This window comes from Helicobacter sp. NHP19-012, assembly GCF_019703325.1.
Classification (GTDB): domain Bacteria; phylum Campylobacterota; class Campylobacteria; order Campylobacterales; family Helicobacteraceae; genus Helicobacter; species Helicobacter gastrofelis.
In genome coordinates this window covers 26,865-47,061 of record NZ_AP024820.1, presented here as the reverse complement: position 1 = coordinate 47,061, position 20,197 = coordinate 26,865, and the positions used below count along the sequence as shown (strand labels likewise).

General features: G+C 40.6%; 18 protein-coding genes and 1 pseudogene. All 19 read left to right on the top strand.

Features of this window, described 5'->3' with window-relative positions:
* Nucleotides 1–139 precede the first annotated feature (139 nt).
* The gene (locus K6J74_RS08040) at nt 140–2,263 is read left to right on the top strand and encodes a replication initiation protein (protein ID WP_221272654.1); all 2,124 of its coding nucleotides are present in this window, start codon (nt 140–142) and stop codon (nt 2,261–2,263) included.
* On the top strand, nt 2,220–2,585 hold the full coding sequence (locus K6J74_RS08035) for a hypothetical protein (RefSeq protein ID WP_221272653.1): 366 nt from the start codon (nt 2,220–2,222) through the stop codon (nt 2,583–2,585). The genes K6J74_RS08040 and K6J74_RS08035 overlap by 44 nt, the downstream gene beginning before the upstream one ends.
* 1,025 nt (nt 2,586–3,610) lie before the next feature.
* Nucleotides 3,611–3,889, top strand: coding sequence for a UPF0175 family protein (locus K6J74_RS08030; protein WP_221272652.1), 279 nt, complete (start codon nt 3,611–3,613; stop codon nt 3,887–3,889).
* A complete protein-coding gene (locus K6J74_RS08025) occupies nt 3,853–4,365 on the top strand; it encodes a PIN domain-containing protein (RefSeq protein ID WP_221272651.1) in 513 nt (170 codons plus the stop codon). The genes K6J74_RS08030 and K6J74_RS08025 overlap by 37 nt, the downstream gene beginning before the upstream one ends.
* 471 nt (nt 4,366–4,836) lie before the next feature.
* Entirely contained in the window at nt 4,837–5,154 is a 318-nt protein-coding gene (locus tag K6J74_RS08020) for a hypothetical protein (RefSeq protein ID WP_221272650.1), read from the top strand.
* Entirely contained in the window at nt 5,115–6,128 is a 1,014-nt protein-coding gene (locus tag K6J74_RS08015; RefSeq protein WP_221272649.1) for a hypothetical protein, read from the top strand. Before K6J74_RS08020 ends, K6J74_RS08015 begins: the two co-directional genes overlap by 40 nt.
* Before the next feature lie 86 nt (nt 6,129–6,214).
* Nucleotides 6,215–8,101, top strand: coding sequence for an acetate and sugar kinases/Hsc70/actin family protein (locus K6J74_RS08010; protein ID WP_221272648.1), 1,887 nt, complete (start codon nt 6,215–6,217; stop codon nt 8,099–8,101).
* Complete coding sequence (locus K6J74_RS08005; RefSeq protein WP_221272647.1) at nt 8,080–8,739, top strand: hypothetical protein; 660 nt, start codon at nt 8,080–8,082, stop codon at nt 8,737–8,739. The genes K6J74_RS08010 and K6J74_RS08005 overlap by 22 nt, the downstream gene beginning before the upstream one ends.
* Nucleotides 8,740–8,751: 12 nt before the next feature.
* Nucleotides 8,752–9,393, top strand: a complete 642-nt coding sequence (locus K6J74_RS08000) for a hypothetical protein (RefSeq protein ID WP_260321746.1) — start codon at nt 8,752–8,754, stop codon at nt 9,391–9,393.
* A gap of 14 nt (nt 9,394–9,407) precedes the next feature.
* Nucleotides 9,408–9,677 (top strand): hypothetical protein, encoded by a 270-nt coding sequence (locus K6J74_RS07995; RefSeq protein WP_221272646.1) that lies wholly within the window; start codon nt 9,408–9,410, stop codon nt 9,675–9,677.
* Nucleotides 9,677–10,699: an HNH endonuclease gene (locus K6J74_RS07990; protein ID WP_221272645.1), complete on the top strand. Its 1,023-nt coding sequence runs from the start codon at nt 9,677–9,679 to the stop codon at nt 10,697–10,699. The genes K6J74_RS07995 and K6J74_RS07990 overlap by 1 nt, the downstream gene beginning before the upstream one ends.
* Complete coding sequence (locus K6J74_RS07985) at nt 10,666–11,088, top strand: SMI1/KNR4 family protein (RefSeq protein WP_221272644.1); 423 nt, start codon at nt 10,666–10,668, stop codon at nt 11,086–11,088. Before K6J74_RS07990 ends, K6J74_RS07985 begins: the two co-directional genes overlap by 34 nt.
* A gap of 8 nt (nt 11,089–11,096) precedes the next feature.
* Complete coding sequence (locus K6J74_RS07980; protein WP_221272643.1) at nt 11,097–11,330, top strand: hypothetical protein; 234 nt, start codon at nt 11,097–11,099, stop codon at nt 11,328–11,330.
* Between the two features lie 8 nt (nt 11,331–11,338).
* Nucleotides 11,339–13,810: an FtsK/SpoIIIE domain-containing protein gene (locus K6J74_RS07975; protein ID WP_221272642.1), complete on the top strand. Its 2,472-nt coding sequence runs from the start codon at nt 11,339–11,341 to the stop codon at nt 13,808–13,810.
* Nucleotides 13,811–14,127: 317 nt separating this feature from the next.
* A complete protein-coding gene (locus K6J74_RS07970; RefSeq protein WP_221272641.1) occupies nt 14,128–14,700 on the top strand; it encodes a P-loop NTPase family protein in 573 nt (190 codons plus the stop codon).
* On the top strand, nt 14,693–14,956 hold the full coding sequence (locus K6J74_RS07965; protein WP_221272305.1) for a ribbon-helix-helix domain-containing protein: 264 nt from the start codon (nt 14,693–14,695) through the stop codon (nt 14,954–14,956). Before K6J74_RS07970 ends, K6J74_RS07965 begins: the two co-directional genes overlap by 8 nt.
* A gap of 122 nt (nt 14,957–15,078) precedes the next feature.
* On the top strand, nt 15,079–15,471 hold the full coding sequence (locus K6J74_RS07960; protein WP_221272640.1) for a type II toxin-antitoxin system PemK/MazF family toxin: 393 nt from the start codon (nt 15,079–15,081) through the stop codon (nt 15,469–15,471).
* 915 nt (nt 15,472–16,386) lie between these two features.
* The gene (locus K6J74_RS07955) at nt 16,387–18,492 is read left to right on the top strand and encodes a replication initiation protein (RefSeq protein WP_221272639.1); all 2,106 of its coding nucleotides are present in this window, start codon (nt 16,387–16,389) and stop codon (nt 18,490–18,492) included.
* A gap of 1,186 nt (nt 18,493–19,678) precedes the next feature.
* A pseudogene (locus K6J74_RS07950) lies at nt 19,679–19,872 on the top strand (nucleotide-binding protein); the annotation flags it as partial.
* Nucleotides 19,873–20,197 lie beyond the last annotated feature (325 nt).

The following is a 20,197-nucleotide window of genomic DNA, read 5'->3' as shown; positions in this document are numbered from 1 at the left end:
TTTGGATATAAATTGCGCTTTTTAGGATATAAATTGCGCCAAATAGTGGATTTTTAGGATATAAATTGCGTATTAATCGTTATTTTTCAAAAAACACGCTACAATCCCCCAAAATTTAGCATAAAAACTTAAAGAAAAAATGGATAAGAGAAGTCCCTTGTATAGGCACATAAAAAGCTTGATATGCGACATTGATGCGCTTACAATTTTAGAATGTGAATCGGACAAAAACCCAAAGGTACATGAATTTATCCTAGCCCAAAAGACAGAGAAGCTAAAAGAGATTGTGAGCTTTATTTTGGAGCATGAAAACGAGTGGGGTCAAGATGATATAGGGGGACTAAACACTTCCAAAGAAGCCATCGCAAATATCAAACACTATATGGGTATCATTGAGAGTATGGAGAAACTCAAAAGCACAAATACCCACCCCGACATCCAAAAAACCTGTGATGATGGCATTAAAGACTGCATCAATAACATGTTTATCGCCGTAACCACATGGTGCGAGTGGGTAAAAAAAGAAAACATTCCATCTTATAGCCCCCCAACCACGCAAACAACCCCTACACCGCCTACAGAAGTTGCCCAAATTACCACAACTGAAGTGGGTAGCTCCCAAAACACCCCCAAAACTCCACCATTGCAAGCGCACACTTTCCAAGAAGTGGTTAAAGAAACTCCGCAACAAGAGCTACAATTAAGCCTAGTAGCTCAAAAAAATCCTAAAGAACCCACAAACACAGAAAACCTAACAGGCGAAGTTATAGAATACACACCTATTTTAGCCAAAAGGACAAAAATAGCTAACCCTAAGCAAGTTGTGATGCATAACAATATTTACAAAGTCAATCTAGGCATGCTAAGTGAGCTAGAAAACAATTTATTCTTTAGCCTATTTAACCGCCTAAAAGACAAAAAAGACACTGTGATCCGTTTCACCCAACAAGAGCTAAAAGCTCTAGCAGGCGACCCGCACATGCCCAATACAAGACTTTATAAAGTAACCCTTGATCTTTTTAACAATATAGCGGGGGCTAATTTTGATTTAATCAAACATCTGCCCAATGAGCACATACGTAGAAGCAAAGTGATGCTTTTTAGGGTGTTTGCCCTTGAATACGACAAACAAAAAAATGTTAAACATTTAGACATACAAGTCAATGACCCCTACTTTACCTACTTGCTAAACGACCTAGAAGCAAATTTTACCACAATGCAACTCCAAACATTTGTAGACCTAAGCGGTAAATACACCAAGAATCTATTTAGGCTCTTAGAGCGGTTTAAGCACGCCACAGACAAGAATGGGGTTTTTAAAGTCTGTGTCTATGAGAGCAATTTACAAGGCTTCCGTGATTTTATGGGTATCCCCGAATCTTTAAGGATGGGTGATATTGATAGACAGGTATTGAACCCCACTTGCAAACAACTCACCCAAAAAACCAAAAAACTAAGCCACTTTGAACCCCCCTACAAATCAGTCAAGGTGATCAAAAACAAAGCCAAAGCTCGGGGACAAAAAGTGTTAGGTTACACCTTTGAAGTCATGCCAAACCCAGCCCTAGCTGAGCTAGAAAAAGCTCTAGAAAATGCCAAAGCCCCTAGACTCAAATACTTCAGTAAAAAAGACATTAAAATTCTTAATGACTGTTTGCACAAATGTGTAGATGTAGTTTTAAAGGATAAAGAGAACAATCCCTTTAGCATCCCCCTTGCCACCATAGAGCAGATCATCCCCACTCAAGACAGCAAAGCCCTTATTGTGCAATTTAGAGCTCCACCCCTCATTGATGGGCAATTAGAAGTGATGCAACTTTACCAAGACTACACAAAATATTGCCAAGTTTGTGGGCATGACTACTTCACTCTAGCCTTTGCTCACATGCAAGACTTGCTTGCCTTGATTGAGAGAACACAGGAACGCTTTAACACAGATAAAACATATGAAACACAAACACCCCCCACCATCAATGCCACACAAAAAGCCCAAATCCAAAGTGCCCATGGCATGCTCGCTCCATTTTTTGAGAACAAGACACCACAGCACAACTTTACAGAAGTCAAGTTAGTGGATACCATTTTGTCCAAGACTAATACAGAAGTGATTGCCCTATTTGAGATTATTGGTGGCACGGAGAAAGACTTTTACAGAGCACAAGAACATAAAACCTACATTGAAAAATTTAAAAAAAGATGGACAAGAATACTTTACACATGTGTTTTCAAACCCACAAGACTTTTTAGAAAACTTTGGCAATAATGCTAAACCCCCACACACCATAGGTGCAATCACACCAAAAGGCAAAGGCAAAAAAGGCACAACCCACACTTTCAACACCGCACAATTAATCACTTACATCAAAAGCCCTAACACTAAAAGAGTGGGAGCCTTATTTAAACTCATTGAGCCTAGCCCAAAAGATTTAGAAAACGCCAAGCTTTACCAAGAAAAAATCTACATAGACTACTTTAAAAAATCTGTGCCCAAATGTGATGCTCCTGATTATTTTGTGTATGTGTTTGAGAGTATGCAAGAGTTGCAGAAGTGGATAGAGAAATATAGCCAAAATTCTCTTTCATAAAAAGCTCCATAATACCGAATATACAACTTAAGGGCTGTTGTGTTAAAATGCACTAAGCAAGTGGTAACCTCTTATTATGAGCTATTTAGCGTATCGATCTTTTCCAATTACAACGCACTGATTGAGTCATAAGACCAAGATAGCAAGCTCACGCCCTAGACGAACTCAAGGCTATAGAAACTAAGTTTCAACTAGAAAAAAATAAAACTGAAAATTTAGATATTGTCCATAAAGACTTAAACACTCTTTGCGAGAGTTTAGGTATTAGTGTGGGTAAAGAGAGCATGCCCCAAGACATACTCAAAACGCTCACAAAGGCGATTAGCAATACAAAACACGCACAATTTGTTTTTAGTCATTGCGCACTTGTCTATCCACACATACCCCCAAACTCAGATAATTGGATAATAATCAAGCAATATTGATGAGTGAAAATTAGAATAAAAACTCTCATTGCCTTTTTCATACAAAACAACCCAAACACCACCCTATATCTCTCTCAATTCTATATTTTGTCATACAAAATCGTGTCATACAAATTTCTATGAAGTGCCTATTTTAGGAGGTTTTTTCTGTGAGAATACCTGTATTTTATTATACAAATTTGTCATACAAACTTGTAATTTTGTCCTACAAATGTCCTACATAAAAAATCTCACAAAATGTATCTCAGGCTATAATACCCTATATGATTATTTAGCTTCTTCTTTGCAAACAAAAGTCCTAATACGACATAGATAGTGCTGTACGCACACACTAAAGAAAGAGTGAAGCGGATATTAAAGGAGTGGAAAGGGAAAGGCGGAGATGAGATAGGTAGAGACTACCATGAGGTATGGTCATCATTAAATAATTCAAGAAATACTAAATACAATTTTAAATAATGTTTAATGTTTTTAATAGTGTTTGAAATATTAATAATTTATATTTAATATATTTCTAAATGTGTGCCAAATATTCAAAAATCTTATCAAGTGCTCTATTTTGCTACAATTCTTGCCTACACCATAGATAAGGGGGCTGTTATGAAGACTATCCAATTATCAGTACCAGATGAAATGGCTACACTGATTGGCGATGCAGATGAACAGACACAAATTTTACAAAAAGCCTTGCTCCTTTATCCTCGCATCAAAGATCAAAGCATTTCTTATGGGAGAGCTGCAGAGATACTGGGGATGAAAAAGTTGGATTTACTAGACATTTATGGTCAAATTGGTATCCCCATTATTGACTATAGTGTAGCAGAAGCACAAGCAGACCTAGAATGTTTGAGAAAAATACTAAGAACAAAGCCTCATTAGTCGTTTCGGACACGACACCCCTGATTTCATTCTTAAAAATGGGAACTTTAGATCTGTTGGGGGATTTTTTTGGTTATGTGTATATCCCATCAGGTGTGTTTGCTGAGCTCACAGAGAATGAGAGGTTTCAAGATGAAGCCAAGCAGATTAGAGATTGTAAATTCATACAAGTTTGCTCTGTTCCAAAAGAAGAGACCGCAAAACTAAAAAAGAACACGGGACTAGACTTAGGAGAATGTGAAGCCATTGTTCTAGCCAAAACTCTCAAGGCTGAATTACTTCTTATGGATGAACGAAAAGGCAGAGCAGAAGCCCAAAAACTAAGTTTAAAAATTACAGGCACTCTAGGTATTTTATTGCAAATGAAAGAAGAAGGCTTTGTCTCCTCTACACAACTCCAAACCTTTGTTGAAGCTTTAGAAAGACACAAACTTTTTATAAGCCAAAAATTGCTGAATATGCTTTTTGAAGGTTAGGGTCTCATCTGAACATTTAGTCAACTTACAGCACCTTATAATATTCAACAACAAAAAAATATAATATAACGTCTGCATTGTATAAGGCAACTATACTCAGTCGCGTTACCTTGTTCTGTACTGAGCGAATAATCATTGGTGTTGCATCGCAGAACATGGGGTTGTTTTTAGATGATGTTCTAAAGGGCTCTGACACGAAGAAATATTTAAATACTGGACTTAATAGACCAGATGATCCAAAACCAAGAAAAATACAAGAGGTGAGCAGAAATCCGCCCTCGAATCCGCCCGCATCGTAGCACAATTTTTGATAATTTTTCTATGGTAAGATGTGAGTAAGATACAATATAAAAAATATTTAAAAATGATATAATTTCTGTGTGCATGGGGTTATAGTTCTTGCAACTAAAAAGGCAAGATTACCAAATCTTGGAGGGTGGGAGTCTTATTTTGATAAACATAAGGAGTTGTATGGATCGTATCTGTCATTTAACTATCGAGCACTTGACTATCGAGCATTTGACCATCAATGGTGATTTAAAAGACTTGGGCATTAAAGTTTGGGGGGTAGATCACGCCTCTAAATCTTATCCATCCCCACACCACAACCCCGCTGATGACCCCGTCTACAAGCGAGCAGTAGAGGAAAATAACCGCTACAAGGGGTGTCCTGAATGTGCTAGCACTAACCAACGCTCTTATGATCTCCAAAAACAGCTAGTAGAGGTGCTTGAATGGGCAGCTTCTCTATGCCCACATCTTGGCTTAACACCCCTAATCCCCAACTAGCACCCGCAGAACAAATTAGAAGCCTTTTAGAACAAAAACCCAACTCCGAACAACAAGAGGATTTGAGCGAACTTGAAAAAGAGTTATACCACTTCGCACAGAACTTGTTAAAACTAAACCTAGAGGACATAATAGACATGGGCAAGGATAAAAAGGACAAACTCACCCTCAAAGAACTTAGAAAAATGGTTGTGGAAATGCAAAAAGCAGTTAAAACACTGCAAGGGCGGGTCGAAAACCTAGAAAACGAGCTTGAAGGTCCTGAGGGTTTGAGGGAAAAATACACAAAACTAGAGAAGGAAAAAGGAGCGGTTGATAAGGAGCTAGGAGAGAAAAGGGAAGCACTAGGGAAAAAAGAGAAGGAGCTAGGAGAAAAGAACGCAGCAATAGAGGATTTGCAGAAAAATAAGATACCGGGCTTACAGAGCGAACTAGGAACTGAAAGGCAAAAAGTAGAAAACTTAGACAAGAAGTTGGAAGGTTTAGAGCAGGAAAAAGCCAAACTAGAAACCAACGCACAACAAAAGGAAGAAGAATTAGAGGGGCGGATCACAAATTTAGAGACACAAATGGCTACACTCAAGGGCTTTGAGCCCTACCAAGAGCTTTTAAAACTTGCCCAAGAACATCCTAATTTGGGGCTTGTGGCAAATACGCCCGGGGATTTGCTCAATGAGATTTATAAAGCCCCTAAAAACTTGATGAAAAAGGTAGCCGAGAACACCCTCAAATCCATTAAAGAAAAAACAGCGGATGCGCCAATTTGGATGGACTATTTTGAACGCCTCTTTGCGATTTTGCAAGATTTGCTTGGTTTGCAAAGGCTGGCGATTAAAGAAGGCGATGGATACAACCCCGCAAAATGCGAGATATTGGGCAAGGGCAATAAGCAGGGTAAGGTTTGCAAAGTTCTCTTTCAAGGCTACCAAATAGGTGGCACCACCGTGGCATATAGTTTGGTCGAAACGCAGTGATCGCGGGCATTTTGGTGCGTGTGCGGGCGTTTTTATGTGCGCATTTGTGTGCAAAAGTTCCAACCCCCATTAAGAAAGGAAAAAACATGGAAGAACAAAGAGACAAAATCAGTATTGAGGAATTAACCCTTCCTGAAAGGCATCCTTTAGCCAAAAAGTTACGGAATTTAGAGAAAAAGGGCAATGAGAAAACCAAAGAGATTTTAACCGATGTCCAAAGGAAATTAGATGGTTTTGAGGGAAAGATTGCAACTCTCCCTACCAAAGACCAAGAGCGTTTGTTAACGGTGGCTAGACGCGTGCGTTATCTCAAGCCCGATGATTCTTGTGTGCGATCCCCGCAGTTTTTGGAATACCTGCAGGAATTATCTGTTTTGGTTTCTCGCAACCAAAAGCCCTTTATTCCGGCGCACTGGATTAAAGAGTTTGAAGCGTTGTTGCAAGATAGCCAATTACATATCAAAATGGAGGATTTGCGCCCTGAGTTACTCGAAATTGACCATGTAGCCATTGGCATTGAACCCTATGCGCAAACTTTGCTAGATGACCCCAACGAGGGGCATTGGGACCTCTACCCTAGGGAAGATGGGTTCAAGGGTAAGAAGTTGTGTTTTAAATTTGATGTGCGTCTGAATGTCAGAACCCCTAAGGGAGATGTTAACCCCGGAGAGGTCGCCATTGACTTTGGCACTAAAAGCACCATTGCAGCTTACTTAGAAGATGGCAATCCCACCTTGCTCTCCATTGGTGCAGAACAAAATCTAGGAAATTTAGGCGATCGGGAGTTTGAAAACCCCACCATTATCGAGTTTAGACACCACCAAAAGTTTTTAGAGGACTATGGTGCACTTGAACACCGCCCCTTGACAGAACTTGCCGATCTAGGGGTCTCCCACGGGGCTTTTGAAGAGTTTAAAAAGGCTGAAGGGAATGACTTTTATCGATTTTTTTACAAACTCAAGCAATGGGCGGGCGCGGCAGATTACAATATCCGTTTCAACGATGAACAGGGGTATGAAGTGAGCTTGAAGGGCTTCATGGATTGTGATTTTAATAATCCAGTGGAATTTTACGCCTATCTGTTAGGACGCTATATCAACAACATGAATAGGGGGGTGTATTTAAAATATTTCCTCTCTTATCCGGTCAAATATGAGGAGGAACAGGCGTTAAAAATCCGCGAGAGTTTTGAAAAGGGTTTGAGAAAATCCCTTCCTGCTGGCTTAGATGAGAATCAATTACAAGTGCGCTTGACCTTGAGCGAACCGGCTGCCTATGCGATCAGCGCATTGCTAGAATTTGGGTTTTATGACAAAGTGGATCAAAAGGGCATTTACTATGGGATTTTTGACTTTGGGGGCGGGACAACCGATTTTGACTTTGGGATTTTTAAAGAGAGTGATGATCCCAACCACGAATTTGATCTCTGCCCTTTCACAACCCATGATGGCATGCGTTGGCTAGGAGGCGAGAATTTATTAGAACTTCTAGCCTATGAACTCTACATTCAAGAGGATCACCTAGAGCAGATGCGCGAACACAAAATCCCCTTTGTAGCCCCTAATTACGATCCGGCGCGTTTCAACACTGCCCTCTTAGGCGATCTCATCACTCTAGCTCCCCGTGAGGGCAGGCGCAATTTACAAGATTTGGTAAAACTTTTGCGCCCCTTTGTAGAAAACTTGAGTGCGGAGGATTTGCAAAAAGAGGATCAAGAGCTACAAGAACAAGAAATGGGCAAAATAGAGCGAGTCATCACTTTAAAAAATGCGCATGGTGGGGATGAAGACATTAACCTAGCCATCAACTATCCCCATCTGCTTGCCGTGCTGAGAAGAGAGATTGAAGATGGGGTCAAAAACTTCTTTACAAGCTTGCGACTCTTGGGCGAGAAAATAGAGGGCATGACAAAATTGCACATTTTCTTAGGGGGGAATGCGAGCCGCTCCCCTTGCTCAAAGCCATTTTCTTAGAGCACATTGAAAAGGAAAAAGAAAAATACCAAGCCTATAAAAACACCCAACTGAACAAACGCGGGGAAGAGATGCCGGATATGGATTTTGAACTCTGGCCCCCTCTAGGCACCCCTGAGGCAGATGAAATCATCAAAAGAGAGAACCCCATGCACCCCATACACGATGGACCGATCCATTCTTCACACCGCGTAACCTGTAAAACGGGGGTGGTCTTTGGGCTTTTGGAGGGGCGTGAGCGCAACAAAGGGGGTATTCGGATTGTGCGGGAGGAAACAGCCCCTGCCTTTAAATACCACATCGGCTTTGAACGCAGAAGGCGTTTTGAACCCAAATTGCACCGCGATCGAATCAAGATCGGGGAATGGGTGGAGTTGGATTGTTTGGGGTCTTATCAAGAGGTGGAATTCCGCTACACGGATAAAGCGAGTGCCTTTGCTGAGGAGAGGAATTTTCCAGCCAACCAAACAATAAGATGCGTGGTGAGTTTGGATCGCCCCTATCCCGACCATGTGCTTAAAATTTGCGCTCAAGATATGAGCACGCTTAAAATCGGCGTTTTCAACGATAAGGGTGAATTGGTTTGGTCAGAGAAAGTCATCCGTCTAGATGACAACAAAGCGACTCATCTCAATTAATAAAGGAATGCCATGCGTTATACCTATGTTTTTGTGCTAGTCAATAATTGCGTGTGTGTGCTCCAATATAAAGATGAAAAGATTAGAGCGTCTAATTTAGCTAACAAAGCACGCTTTGAGGACATCTCTGAGAGTTTTTGGGAGGATTTCCAGCGGGTTTTTAACATCGATCCAAAAGGGCATAAAGACTATGCCTTTGTGTGGATCAACAAAGCCTACAAGCATAGTATCGTGCTAAATACCCCTGATTTTAAGGATCGCCTAGAGAATAGCATTTGGGATTATAGACGCATGGCAGATGTGCGCGACATCCTTGAGAGGGATTGTTCCATGCGTTTTAATTTTGAGGATTTTGCAGGGTGTCAGTTATATTCCCTGTCCTCTGCAACCCTCTTATTCACCAATGCTAATCTAGAACGCCCACAAGAAACATCCTTTGAGGATGAAAAACGCTCAACGGGTTTTCATGACTATAGCAAGGATAGCCTCAAGTCCAATCACGAAGCTATCTATGGAAAAAACCCCAAAAAGAGCACATCTGTGGGGCGCACCCTCTCTACTACAGCCTCTATGAAAGGGGGGATAACAAACCTAGCAAAGATGAGGAGAATATATAAAAGCGGTGTGGTTGGGCGGGACTTTAAGAAAATCTAAAACAAGGAGTTTTGATGTCAGTAGCACAAGCCGATTCTGATGAGATTGAGGGTTTTGCCAACCATTTACAGCAATTCCTAGACGATCTCAACGACATGGTCAATAGTCTCAATGGGCATTTTCGTTCTTTAGGAGATACTTGGGGCGATAAAAAATATTTGGAATTTGAGGAAGTCTTGCGGGATTTAGAGTCGTTTTTAAAACGCTTTGATACCGATGCGACCGAGCAAGTCGCATGGCTTAGGCGCAAGGTTGAGGAACTTAGGACTTATGGAGGCATCTGATGCCTGTTAATGTCGATACGGAGCAACTACGCCAAGTCATTACGCAGTTACGCTTTTTTAGAGATGAGTTGCAACAAAGAACACGCAACTTTTTGCGAGAGTTGCAAGAGTATTACGAAGCGATCTGCGAAGAATATCGCAACACCAAGAAGTTGCTAGAAGAGGCTAGAGTGGGGTTAGCGGATGCTAGGCGTTATGAGGGTTATTGTAAGGCTGCCCTAGCAGCAGCTATGCTTCTCCCGCCACCATGGAGATTTCCTGCTGTAGCCACAGCCACAGCCGCCCTGACCATAGCCACTAATAAACGCAAACAATGGGAAGAAAAAGTTGCTTTACTTGAGCAGGCTTTAGAGATTTACAGCGAGCAGATTAAACGCATTGAGAGTCAGCTCCTAGAGGAAGCCTACCAGCAAAGCAAGGGCTTATTGCTAGACTATGACGAGGAACATAACCAACTCTGCCGGCGTTCCAATGAGGCGGCTAGCATTATCGAGCAAGCATACAACATTCCCCCACCACAATTCCAAAAATTACAAGAATTATCCGCACAACTAGAAGCCTTACAAGAACAGCTCAAACCCAATGCCAGAGAGCAACAAATCCAAGAGGCAAACACCAAATACCAAGAACTCTTAGAGGGACAAAAAGAGGACTTTAACGTAAACCCCCAAAATGATTTTGACATCCACTTTAGTGAGTTTAATTTGCCTATTTTTCCGGGAGTGTTTTCTACCACCATAGACTTAGAACATTTAAATGAGGAAAAATCTATGTTACACTTCCGCGCGATCAAGGCTTTACAAAAAGCCCTAGAAGAACGCGCCTCCTTGCAAAATCTTTTTGATGATGAAGAGAAAGCACAGATCAACAAGGGCATCACCCCTAAGGGTTATCTCTGGCATTTTGATGGCAACCCACCACTAGGCACTATGCAACTTGTGCGTGAAGAAATTTTACTCAAAGTCCCACACAGCAAAGGTTATCCCCTATGGCAACAAATGGCAACACAACTCAAGGCTTAAGTTGGGATTTTGCGATCCCCTTACAAGAGGAGGGATTGCAAGTTGCACAAGATTTTAGCAAGCAAGAATTTAGCCCTACATTCATTGACTTTTTAAGGCGTAACAACAATGCGATTCCCCCTAAACGCAGTTTCTCTATTGGCAATAAAAACTATAGCTTTAAAAATATGCTGAACTTCAACACAGAGGGCAAATGCCTCTTTGTGTTTTTCATGGAGAGCCTCAAAGAGCACTTGGGGCAGAGTGAAATCGTCTTTGGGAGCGATGGGTATGGGGGTTATTATCTCTTGGATACTAGCAACCAACAAGTCTTATTCCTAGACACGGACACCTACACCAAAACGCCCTTATTGGTTTTGGACATGTTTATGAAAAAATTAGAGGACTAAGGACACGCATGTATTATGATGGGAGCACACAGACTTTACAAGGGCTAGAGAGGCAATTTTTAGAGGCAATGGATGACGATTTGGGGGCTAAGTTAAGTGTAGAGGTCTTTTACCCCATGTGTAGCCTCACCAACCGCCTAGAAAACCTAGAATACGAGATCAAAAATACTAGGCAGGTGATTGAAAATCGCTTAGATGAGGCTAGAGACTTGGTCAGAAAAGCGCAAAATATTAAACCTTAGGAGAGTACATGGACCACAGCTTAAAAAATTTAGATAATATTCTCAAAAGTGTGTATTTTGAGGATGCGCCCGCATCTTTGATTCAAGAAAGCTTAGATAACATGCAAGCGCAAATCAAGCAAGTGCGCGCGATTCAACCTCAATTAGGTGGGGAGTTGCATGTCAATCACAGCAAAGAATATCCGGATTTTCTAGCCCTAGGACTCTATGAAGTGCGCGATGGGCACACTCCTGAGAGTTTTGAGCCCTTTTATGCCCCTAAAACCCACACTTTCCCCCCACCAGCTCTCTTTGGGGATAGCCCAAATACGCCTAGATTTATGCGTGAAACATTGATGCGCTTGATCTCAACAATCCCCCTCACGCATTTAGAAGTGGTCTTAGTGGATGCGCTCAGTCTTGGAGGTATTTTTGCACTGGCTAGAAGATTGCTTAAAAAAGACAATGACTTTATCTACAAGCAGAAGATTCTCACAGAGGGCGATGAGATCAAGGAGGCTTTAAAGAGTCTTTATAGTTACTTGAAAGTGAATTTACAAGAAAAACTAGCCAACTACAAAGATTTTATGCACTTTAACCGCAATAACCCAGACATTTTAGAAGTGCGTGCGTTATTTTTAAGCGGGGTGGATGCGCTGGATGGGGAGAGTTTGCATTACTTGCAAAAAATTGTGCGTTTTGGACCGTCTAATGGGGTGTTGAGTTTTATTCATAGTGAGAGTGAGGGCGAGGCTTCTACTGGGCTTAAAGCCTTGATGGGATATTTAGAAAATTATGGGCAAGACTTCGAGGCTGTGGCTGACTTAGAGCATGTGGATTTAAATGTAGTGCATGATTTCAGCGTGTCTCAAGAGCATTTAAACGCTTTTGCGCACGAAGTGGAACAATATTATAGCGAACGCAAGCAGGTTAAGCGCGAACTTGATGTCTTGCAAAGACCTAAGGAGTTTTGGAGCAAGCAGAGCACCTTTATTGTGAGCGTACCCATTGGCTGGGATAAGGATCATAGAGAGGTTTTATTTGAGATTGGGGGCGATCACACGGGACACCACACTTTGGTGTGTGGGAAAACGGGGAGCGGAAAGTCCAACTTTTTAAATGTGTTGATCCAAAATCTAGCCTTTTACTATTCCCCAGATGAATTGCGCTTGTTCTTGTTAGACTATAAAGAAGGCGTAGAATTTAACGCCTATGCCAATCCGCCTTTAGAACATGCTGAATTGGTGAGTGTGCAGGCTTCTGTATCCTTTGGGATCGAGTTTCTAGAATCGCTCAATAATGAGATGATTGCGCGATCGGAGAAATTCAAGGAGTGTGGAGTCAAAGATTTTAAGGGCTACCGCCACGATGCCAAGCAATCCATGCCTAGAATAGTGGTGGTGATTGATGAATTTCAGGTACTTTTTGCAGAAGTCGTAAGTAAGGAAAATGAACATCTAACAAAGCTCTTACAAGCGTTACTTAAAAAAGGGCGTAGTTATGGGATTCATCTCATCTTTTCTACCCAAACTATGCGCGGAACTACAATTCCACAAGCAATGAAAACCCAAATTGATAACCGCATGGCTCTGGCAATGGATGCAGAGGATAGCATGACTGTTTTAGGCAATGAAGCCGCTGGCGATCTCACACTCAAGGAACGTAAAGGTATTTATAGCAATGTTGGCGAGAAGAAAACGCCCGCTATGATGACTTATACGACCATCCCCTATGCAGCCAATGAGAAACTCCCTACCTTTATTCAAGAAACCATCAAAGCCGCCCAAGAGAGAGGCACAAAGCCTGTAGAACACGAGCTTTACAATGGCGAACTCCCAGTTGCGATGCCTACAAGCTTGCAAGTGCAGGGCGCGGCCTTGCAGCTAGGCGTGGGTGCGGGTTATAAGGGGAAAGACTTTATTTTGCACTTTGAGGATGCCCCACAATCCCATTTGCTCATGGTGAGCAATGATCTAGCCACCCAAATTGCTTGGCTTCAGATTATTGGTAAAAATTTACAAGTAACTGGCAAACAACTTTACTACTACAACGCTAGTAAACAGATCGCTAGCCATGCCTCTGTGCTACAACCCTTTGGGATTGTAGTAACCCACACCAATGCCCAGCTCTTTGCGGAGAATCTAGCACCGGGTAGCTTTATTCTCATCGATTCTTTAGATGAGGCAACAGATTTACATCGTAGCAAGGGCGGTTCTCTAGGTATGTGGCAGACATTTTTAGAGAAAGCCATGGATAATGAACAGCACTTCATTGTCTTTGCTAGTAGTCTTAAAAATGTTATGGGCAATCATGAACTCAAGCCTATGTTAGAACACTTCCGCTACCGCATCATCTTTAAGAGCAACAAAGAGAATTTAGAAAAAGCCATCTACCCTGGGGAGATCAGAGCTGAGCTAAGTCCTGTTAATGCACGCTTTATAGACAAAACAACCGATCAGTGGAGGGATTTCAGACCCTATAGCTTAGGACAAAATGTCTAGAAAAAAGGATAGTTTGGCTAATCAGTCAAAAGGAACTTGAACTCAAATGAATAAAAATGAAAAAATAAGGGGATGCGGGAGTTAGTTGCTTACCAAAGAGTACCGAACTATTACTTATCCACATTTAACCCAATTACAAACATTACTCATTTGATTAATCAAAATTTTAAACATTTTTTAATGGATTAAATCTTACACTGACCTATTAATCTAGAGTATTGTACTAGTCTAGTAGTGATGCCAGTAATGTTAGCAGTATCTGTACCAATCAACCAATAGTATCAACAATCAACAAAAACCAAAAGACAAGGGTCTCCATGATTTTCTCCACTATTAATAAAAAAGGCGGTGTGGGTAAGACCGCCTTTAGCTTCTCCATTGCTAAAGATTTAGATTTGTTCTTGCAAAGCAACGACTCTTCTATCATTGAGAGCATTTACCCCAACAAGGCTAAGATCAGCACCCGCCCCTCTTTAATCGACAATTGTGTCTATGACTTTGGAGGCTTTATCCAAAGTGGAGTTTTAGAAATTGCTAAAGCTAGTAAAGCCATCCTCATCCCCTGCACTCCCCTTTACAACTCTCTATTAAAAACCATTGAAACCATCCAAGAGTTGCAGGCTTTAAAAGTGCCCTTAATGGTGCTCATCACTGATTACCAAAGCCTAGAAGAGCAAGATCAAGCAAGATCTACCTTACAATCCAACTTCACAGACTTAAACTTTTTCTTTTTCAAACACTCTAGGATTATAGAGAACTCTATGCGCAAGGGATTGAGCTTTAAAGAGTTGTCTATGCAAACCCCACTCTCTAGAATCCACTACAAGACCTTCATTACAGAATACCAACGCCTTTTAGACACTTTAACACAAGGAGCAAGCGATGCGTGAAAACAAAAACATCCCTAAATCTATCCAAGATGCTTTGAAAAACACCAACAACCCACAAGCAAACACTTTCAGTGCTAAAGACAAAGCTAAACCGGGCAGAAAACCCTTACCTGCACACTTAAAACAAAACCACACCATCACTTTTTATCTATCCCAAGATGAATACAACACCCTCAAAGCTCTAGCTGACAAGGAAGCTGATAGTGTGAACTTCTTTGTCAAACGCTATGTGTTGAAGAATTTGGTAAGGGGGTGAGGTGTGAGTGGATGGCAATAAGCTAGGGATTGCCTGTATATGGACGCGTACTTATAACCTGCTTTCTTAAAACTTTTGTCTTTTTGGCATATTCGATATATCTTAGGTTTTGAGAGAAACAGATGGATAAACTTTTTGATGCGTGGAACAAACAAAGGAAAAACACGAATAAGTTAGCACCCTATAGAGTTATCCCGGGGTATACCTATTGGGTTTGTGGTGGTTACAATGTAGGATGTGAAGTCTATGGTAAATCTGTAAGTTTTACACGCCTTATTTTGGTGTCGCGAGTTCTAGCCAATAAACTCTCCTTGGGCGTGTCCCTTTCTAGTAAAACATACAAGAAAAAAATGCCTTACCATCACTTGTTTAAGAATGGTAGAGGCATAGAACAAATCGCTCTGCTCCACCAAATCCGCACATTTGACGCTAGACGCAGGCGCAATAAGGTGTCGAGAGCGGATAGACAAACTTCAGAAACTATCAAAGGGAAGATTAGAAATGAAGTGATTTGATATTCCCTACTCAAAGGTAGGGCAACTCTGTGTTGTCAAATCCAACACGAGTTCTCACCAAAATGGGTTAAGGATATATTGTAACATACTTTTTAGCTTTTATGCTACCACAGTTTTTGATGACTAAATTTTGAGCTAGGTTTTTATTGCTCTTAAAAGCCCTCACAATCGCTTCTAAATCCACATTATAAGTTTAACTCCCAACTCCTAACCTTTCGCTCTATGAGCCTTTAAAAGCGATTTAAACGCTATCTTTGTTTTATCGTCTTGCTTTGTCTTACTTTTCAAGAGGCATGATTGCTCTGTTTGGTTGCTTTTTCACTCTCTCCCCAAGGACATGATTGCTCCACAATCGTAGATACTTCAAGACCAAAATCAAATTCTCATTTCTAAAACCCTCTCTTGGGGGTTTGGGGGTTTACCCCCAAGAGTAATATAGATGCCAAGCGTCAGCTTGGCTTACCTTAATCTCAATGTAAATTTTTTATTTTTGTGTGAAGACACGAAAGAGAATTTATAAAGAGATTGTAAGATAATTGTACCTAGCTTGGGGGCTCGTTTGTACCGAGGTTCGCGAGGTCTAAGTGAAACATTTTGTCGGGAAGTTAATAACATTTTGTCGGGTTACTTAATAACATTTTGTTAGGATAAAAAATTTTTTAGGCTTTTTAATAACTTTTTGTCCGCAATCTCCACATTTTTAGCCATTTTTGCCACAAAAACTGCTCGATTTTGACGATTTTTGTACAAAGTTAACGCTATCTTATCTAAAAGGTTTTTATAAAATTCAATACCGTTATAGATGAGTTTATAGACATATTCTACCCAAAGATGATGCTTTTATTGCAAATTTAATACTAGATAATTTTAAAGTTTTAATATGTTATAATCTGTCAAATACGAAAAGCGTAAAAATTGGATAAAGAGCACCCCCTTTGTAAGCAACTGAGAACCCTACGAGACAAGCTAGATGCAATTATTTACTTAGAGATCAAGCACACTAAAGACTCTGTAAAGCTCAACCAAATTACCACGCAAAAATCTAAAGTAGTGCAAGAGATCGCTACCATTGTGATTGCCAATAAGTGGGATGGGGATGAAACAGGGGGTATCAACACATCGCCATGGGCTAAAGAGTGCCTAACAGCAATGGCAAACACGCTCAATAAATTGCAAGAACTTTTAGACAAGACAAACAACCAGCAGCTAAAGCAGAACATCAAAGAGGACTTAAAAGAGGTCGTTAACAACATTTCGATCATCTTAACCTCGTGGTTTAATGACCCCACTGAGGTATTGCCCTACACAATGTTATCACTTGTTACTGCGCAAACACAGCCACAACAACTCACTAAGGAGGAAGCACCACAACCGCAACCGCAAGAAACCCTCCAAGAGCAACCACAAGAACCCGCCAAAGTTCCCGTCTTATATAAAGACATTAATATGCACAACCCTGGGCAGGTCGCTTACCACAACGACATGTATAAAGTGGAGATGGGCAACTTAGGCGCACTAGAGAGCAATTTATTATTTTCTATTTTTAACATTGTCAAACAACAAGGTGATACAATCGTACATTTTGACTTACAAGGAATCAAAACGCTCATCGGTATCCCCAATATCCAACATAGCAGAGTTTCAAAGATAGTTAAAGAAGTATGGAACAAAATAAAGGTAGCGAACTTTTGGATACTGCTCCCAAGGCGTGATGAAAATCACTTGCTCTTTAGAACCTTTGCTATCAACTACTATGATGATGCCAAAACTAAAGTCAAAGACATAGAGATACAAGTCAATCACCCCCACTTCACCTACTTATTAAACGCGTTAAAGGGTAATTTCACAAACTTTCAATTACAAAAATTTTTAACTATCAAGGGCAAATACGCTAAAAGTCTTTTTCGCCTGATTGAGCGGTTTAAGGATAAGGTTGTTAATGGGTTTATTACCATCAACGCCTATAAAAACGACTTTCAAGGCTTTTGCAACTACATGGGCATCCCTAAAGATTATGAAGTATGCCATGTAGATAATAGGGTCCTCGTTCCCGCTTGCAAAGAACTCGCCTATACCCAAGATGAGATCAAAGAACGCGCTGAAAAAATGCGGTTGCTAGATCAACGTATTTATAGTAGCATCACCTATAGAAAAATTAAAACGGGGCGAGGGGGCAAAGTTACAGGCATTGTCTTTAAAGTGATACCTAACCCCAAAACCATTGCCGAGCAAGAGGCACGCCAAAACGCCCTAAAGGCTAGACAAACAAAAAGCTCCGTTTTAGATGCGCTCATGCAAGACTACAAAGAAAATAAGGCCTACCATAAACATTTTAGCAAAGAAGATGTTAAGACCCTAAAAGGCTTAATCAACTCTACGGGTAAGCTCGCCATAGACAATCCCGAACACATCTTTAAAGCGGTGCGCCTTGTAGACATTTACCCCGCCAAAACGAGAAAATGGATCGCCGTGCATTTTGAAGTCTTGGGTAATGATAAGCGAGATTTAGACATGGCAGGGCATGTGGCACTAAATGACAACCACAAATGGCAATACTTTGAAAAGCCCAAGAAGTGGGAGGGGCATTTTGTGGCAGTGTTTGAGGACATTGACCAATTCATCAAAGATTTCAAAAGAGGGGGCGACTCAGACACCACGCAAAAGTTAGTTGTCTTAGAAGCGCAAATCCCAACACCACAAACACCGCAAGAAATACCTTCTTCCACACTACAACAAGAATCGCCCAAAGCAAGGACACAAGAGGTAATACGGACCGAGCTAGAAACCCTAAGGACCTATCATGGGCAGATTGTAGACTTACACACCCCAGATCACATTTTCATAAAAGTGCTCTTAAAAGATATTCTACACTACCCCACAGGGCATATCAAAGTATTGTTTAAGATCACAGCACAAGAACAAAAGGTGGTGCAAGCCGAGCTGGAATGGGCTAAAAAATGCCCTAACTTTTTGAAGACTTTAAAAAATACTCCAAACACCCTCCCACTGCAGAGTTACTAGAAAAATGCTTTACCCAAATTTTTCAAAGTTTAGAGCAGTTTGAGAAAATGATTAAAATTTCCCAGTTTCATACAGAAGCACAAAAAGAGAAGTCCAAAGTTACCACGGGTGTTTGGGAGAATTTTTTGAAGATGAACAGCCACAACACAACTTTAGAAAGGTCAAATTAGTGGATACGAGATTTTCTCAAACAAGCACAATGGTGCTAGGCTTGTTTGAGATTATCGAAGGCACCGACAAAGATTTTTACATAGCAGGGGAGCATAAGCTTTACATTGAGAAGTTTAACCAGAACGGGCAAGAATACTTTACGCATGTCTTTGCAAGTCCCCAAGACTTTATAAACAAAATATATACTTTCATCAAATCATTATTTTAGCTACAACATAATTCCCCATAACTACGACATAAACCAAAACCCGCACTCTAGCATGCCCTCATCGCTTTTAGAGCCTTTTATAAGCTTAAACATATTTAAGGTTTTCTCCACAAACAGCCCAAACCCATAAATCAATATTAAATCAATATAAATAGAATTTTAGCCCCCACGGCGTTTGAGTGGCAAATTATGCAAAGCGAACTTGTGAGCACACCCCAAATGGTGTTGCTTGGTTTACAAGTCATGCGACCACATAAAGGAGTTTCGTTCGCAAGCTCACCGCCTAGTTTGCCCTTGCAGGGAGCTAAAGCAAGACACTCACTTACGAGAAACACCTACAATTATTGAGATGACTTTAACAACTAAAAACAACATAGCGGTTTTGGCTTGCGGGCGGGCTTGCTTTTGCTGTGTTTGGACTTGCATCTGGGTGCGCCTTTTTCAAGAGCTTGTGTTATACCTTAACTTGAACTTTCTGTTATATGGGTTGCTTTTAGACTTCTAGTTGTTTTAGGGCTTCTTGGGTTTCTTGTTGATTTTTAGCCATATGCACGATAAACGATAAATTAATTCCCTTAATCGTAGCTTGGTGTTTTCATAGAATCTCTAGTGAGTGGTCGCAATACACTCCCCAAAGAATTACATTGTTGTTTTGTATTTTGCATTGCTTTACATTATTGTAAAGTCTTGTATTTTATACTACTATCTTGTATTTTCTTATTTTTGCGGTGTTGCAGTTTGTTCTAATGTATTTTGCAGTATTTTAAAGACTCGTGTTTTATGGTATTTTCACAAAAGAAGGGGTCTATGATCATTACGGTTGCCAATGAAAAAGGAGAAAGCGGTAAAAGCACATTGTGCATCAACTTAGCGTTGCAGTTTTAAAAGAACAAAAAGATGTCGTGGTGCTAGACACAGACCCCCAGCAAAGCGTGGAAGTCTTTTTGAATATCAGGGGTGAAACCGACTTGCCTACTTTCCCTCTTTTCAATAGGACGGGTCTTACACTTTTGCAAAGCCCTTTTACACTTGATTTTGTGCCTTACAAAATGGCACAAAACGACTAAAAACACTCAAAATTTTATTTTTTGTTAAGTAGTTTTTATTTTTTTAAGATAGCGCAAAAATCCACATGTGTGCTTTTAGATTTTTGGCAACTTTTTGGCAATAATTTATTTTTTCATTGAGAAACAGCCCAACAAGTCCAAAATAGAAACATTAAATAAGAAAAATTTATATTTAGTTATTACTTAATAACCGAACATAGCATAGTTTAGGCGTGGTTTTGCGGGCAAAATGCTCTATTCTTAGTGGTTTGACAAAGAC

Bases quoted from the DNA above. Each gene is read 5' to 3' on its own strand.
- K6J74_RS07995 (WP_221272646.1), top strand. From the start codon at position 9,408: ATGTCAGTAGCACAAGCCGATTCTGATGAGATTGAGGGTTTTGCCAAC.
- K6J74_RS08025 (WP_221272651.1), top strand. From the start codon at position 3,853: ATGTTTGAGAAAAATACTAAGAACAAAGCCTCATTAGTCGTTTCGGAC.
- K6J74_RS08010 (WP_221272648.1), top strand. From the start codon at position 6,215: ATGGAAGAACAAAGAGACAAAATCAGTATTGAGGAATTAACCCTTCCT.
- K6J74_RS07980 (WP_221272643.1), top strand. From the start codon at position 11,097: ATGTATTATGATGGGAGCACACAGACTTTACAAGGGCTAGAGAGGCAA.
- K6J74_RS07990 (WP_221272645.1), top strand. From the start codon at position 9,677: ATGCCTGTTAATGTCGATACGGAGCAACTACGCCAAGTCATTACGCAG.
- K6J74_RS08030 (WP_221272652.1), top strand. From the start codon at position 3,611: ATGAAGACTATCCAATTATCAGTACCAGATGAAATGGCTACACTGATT.
- K6J74_RS07960 (WP_221272640.1), top strand. From the start codon at position 15,079: ATGGATAAACTTTTTGATGCGTGGAACAAACAAAGGAAAAACACGAAT.
- K6J74_RS07985 (WP_221272644.1), top strand. From the start codon at position 10,666: ATGGCAACAAATGGCAACACAACTCAAGGCTTAAGTTGGGATTTTGCG.
- K6J74_RS07970 (WP_221272641.1), top strand. From the start codon at position 14,128: ATGATTTTCTCCACTATTAATAAAAAAGGCGGTGTGGGTAAGACCGCC.
- K6J74_RS08020 (WP_221272650.1), top strand. From the start codon at position 4,837: ATGGATCGTATCTGTCATTTAACTATCGAGCACTTGACTATCGAGCAT.
- K6J74_RS08000 (WP_260321746.1), top strand. From the start codon at position 8,752: ATGCGTTATACCTATGTTTTTGTGCTAGTCAATAATTGCGTGTGTGTG.
- K6J74_RS08040 (WP_221272654.1), top strand. From the start codon at position 140: ATGGATAAGAGAAGTCCCTTGTATAGGCACATAAAAAGCTTGATATGC.
- K6J74_RS07965 (WP_221272305.1), top strand. From the start codon at position 14,693: ATGCGTGAAAACAAAAACATCCCTAAATCTATCCAAGATGCTTTGAAA.
- K6J74_RS08015 (WP_221272649.1), top strand. From the start codon at position 5,115: ATGCCCACATCTTGGCTTAACACCCCTAATCCCCAACTAGCACCCGCA.
- K6J74_RS07975 (WP_221272642.1), top strand. From the start codon at position 11,339: ATGGACCACAGCTTAAAAAATTTAGATAATATTCTCAAAAGTGTGTAT.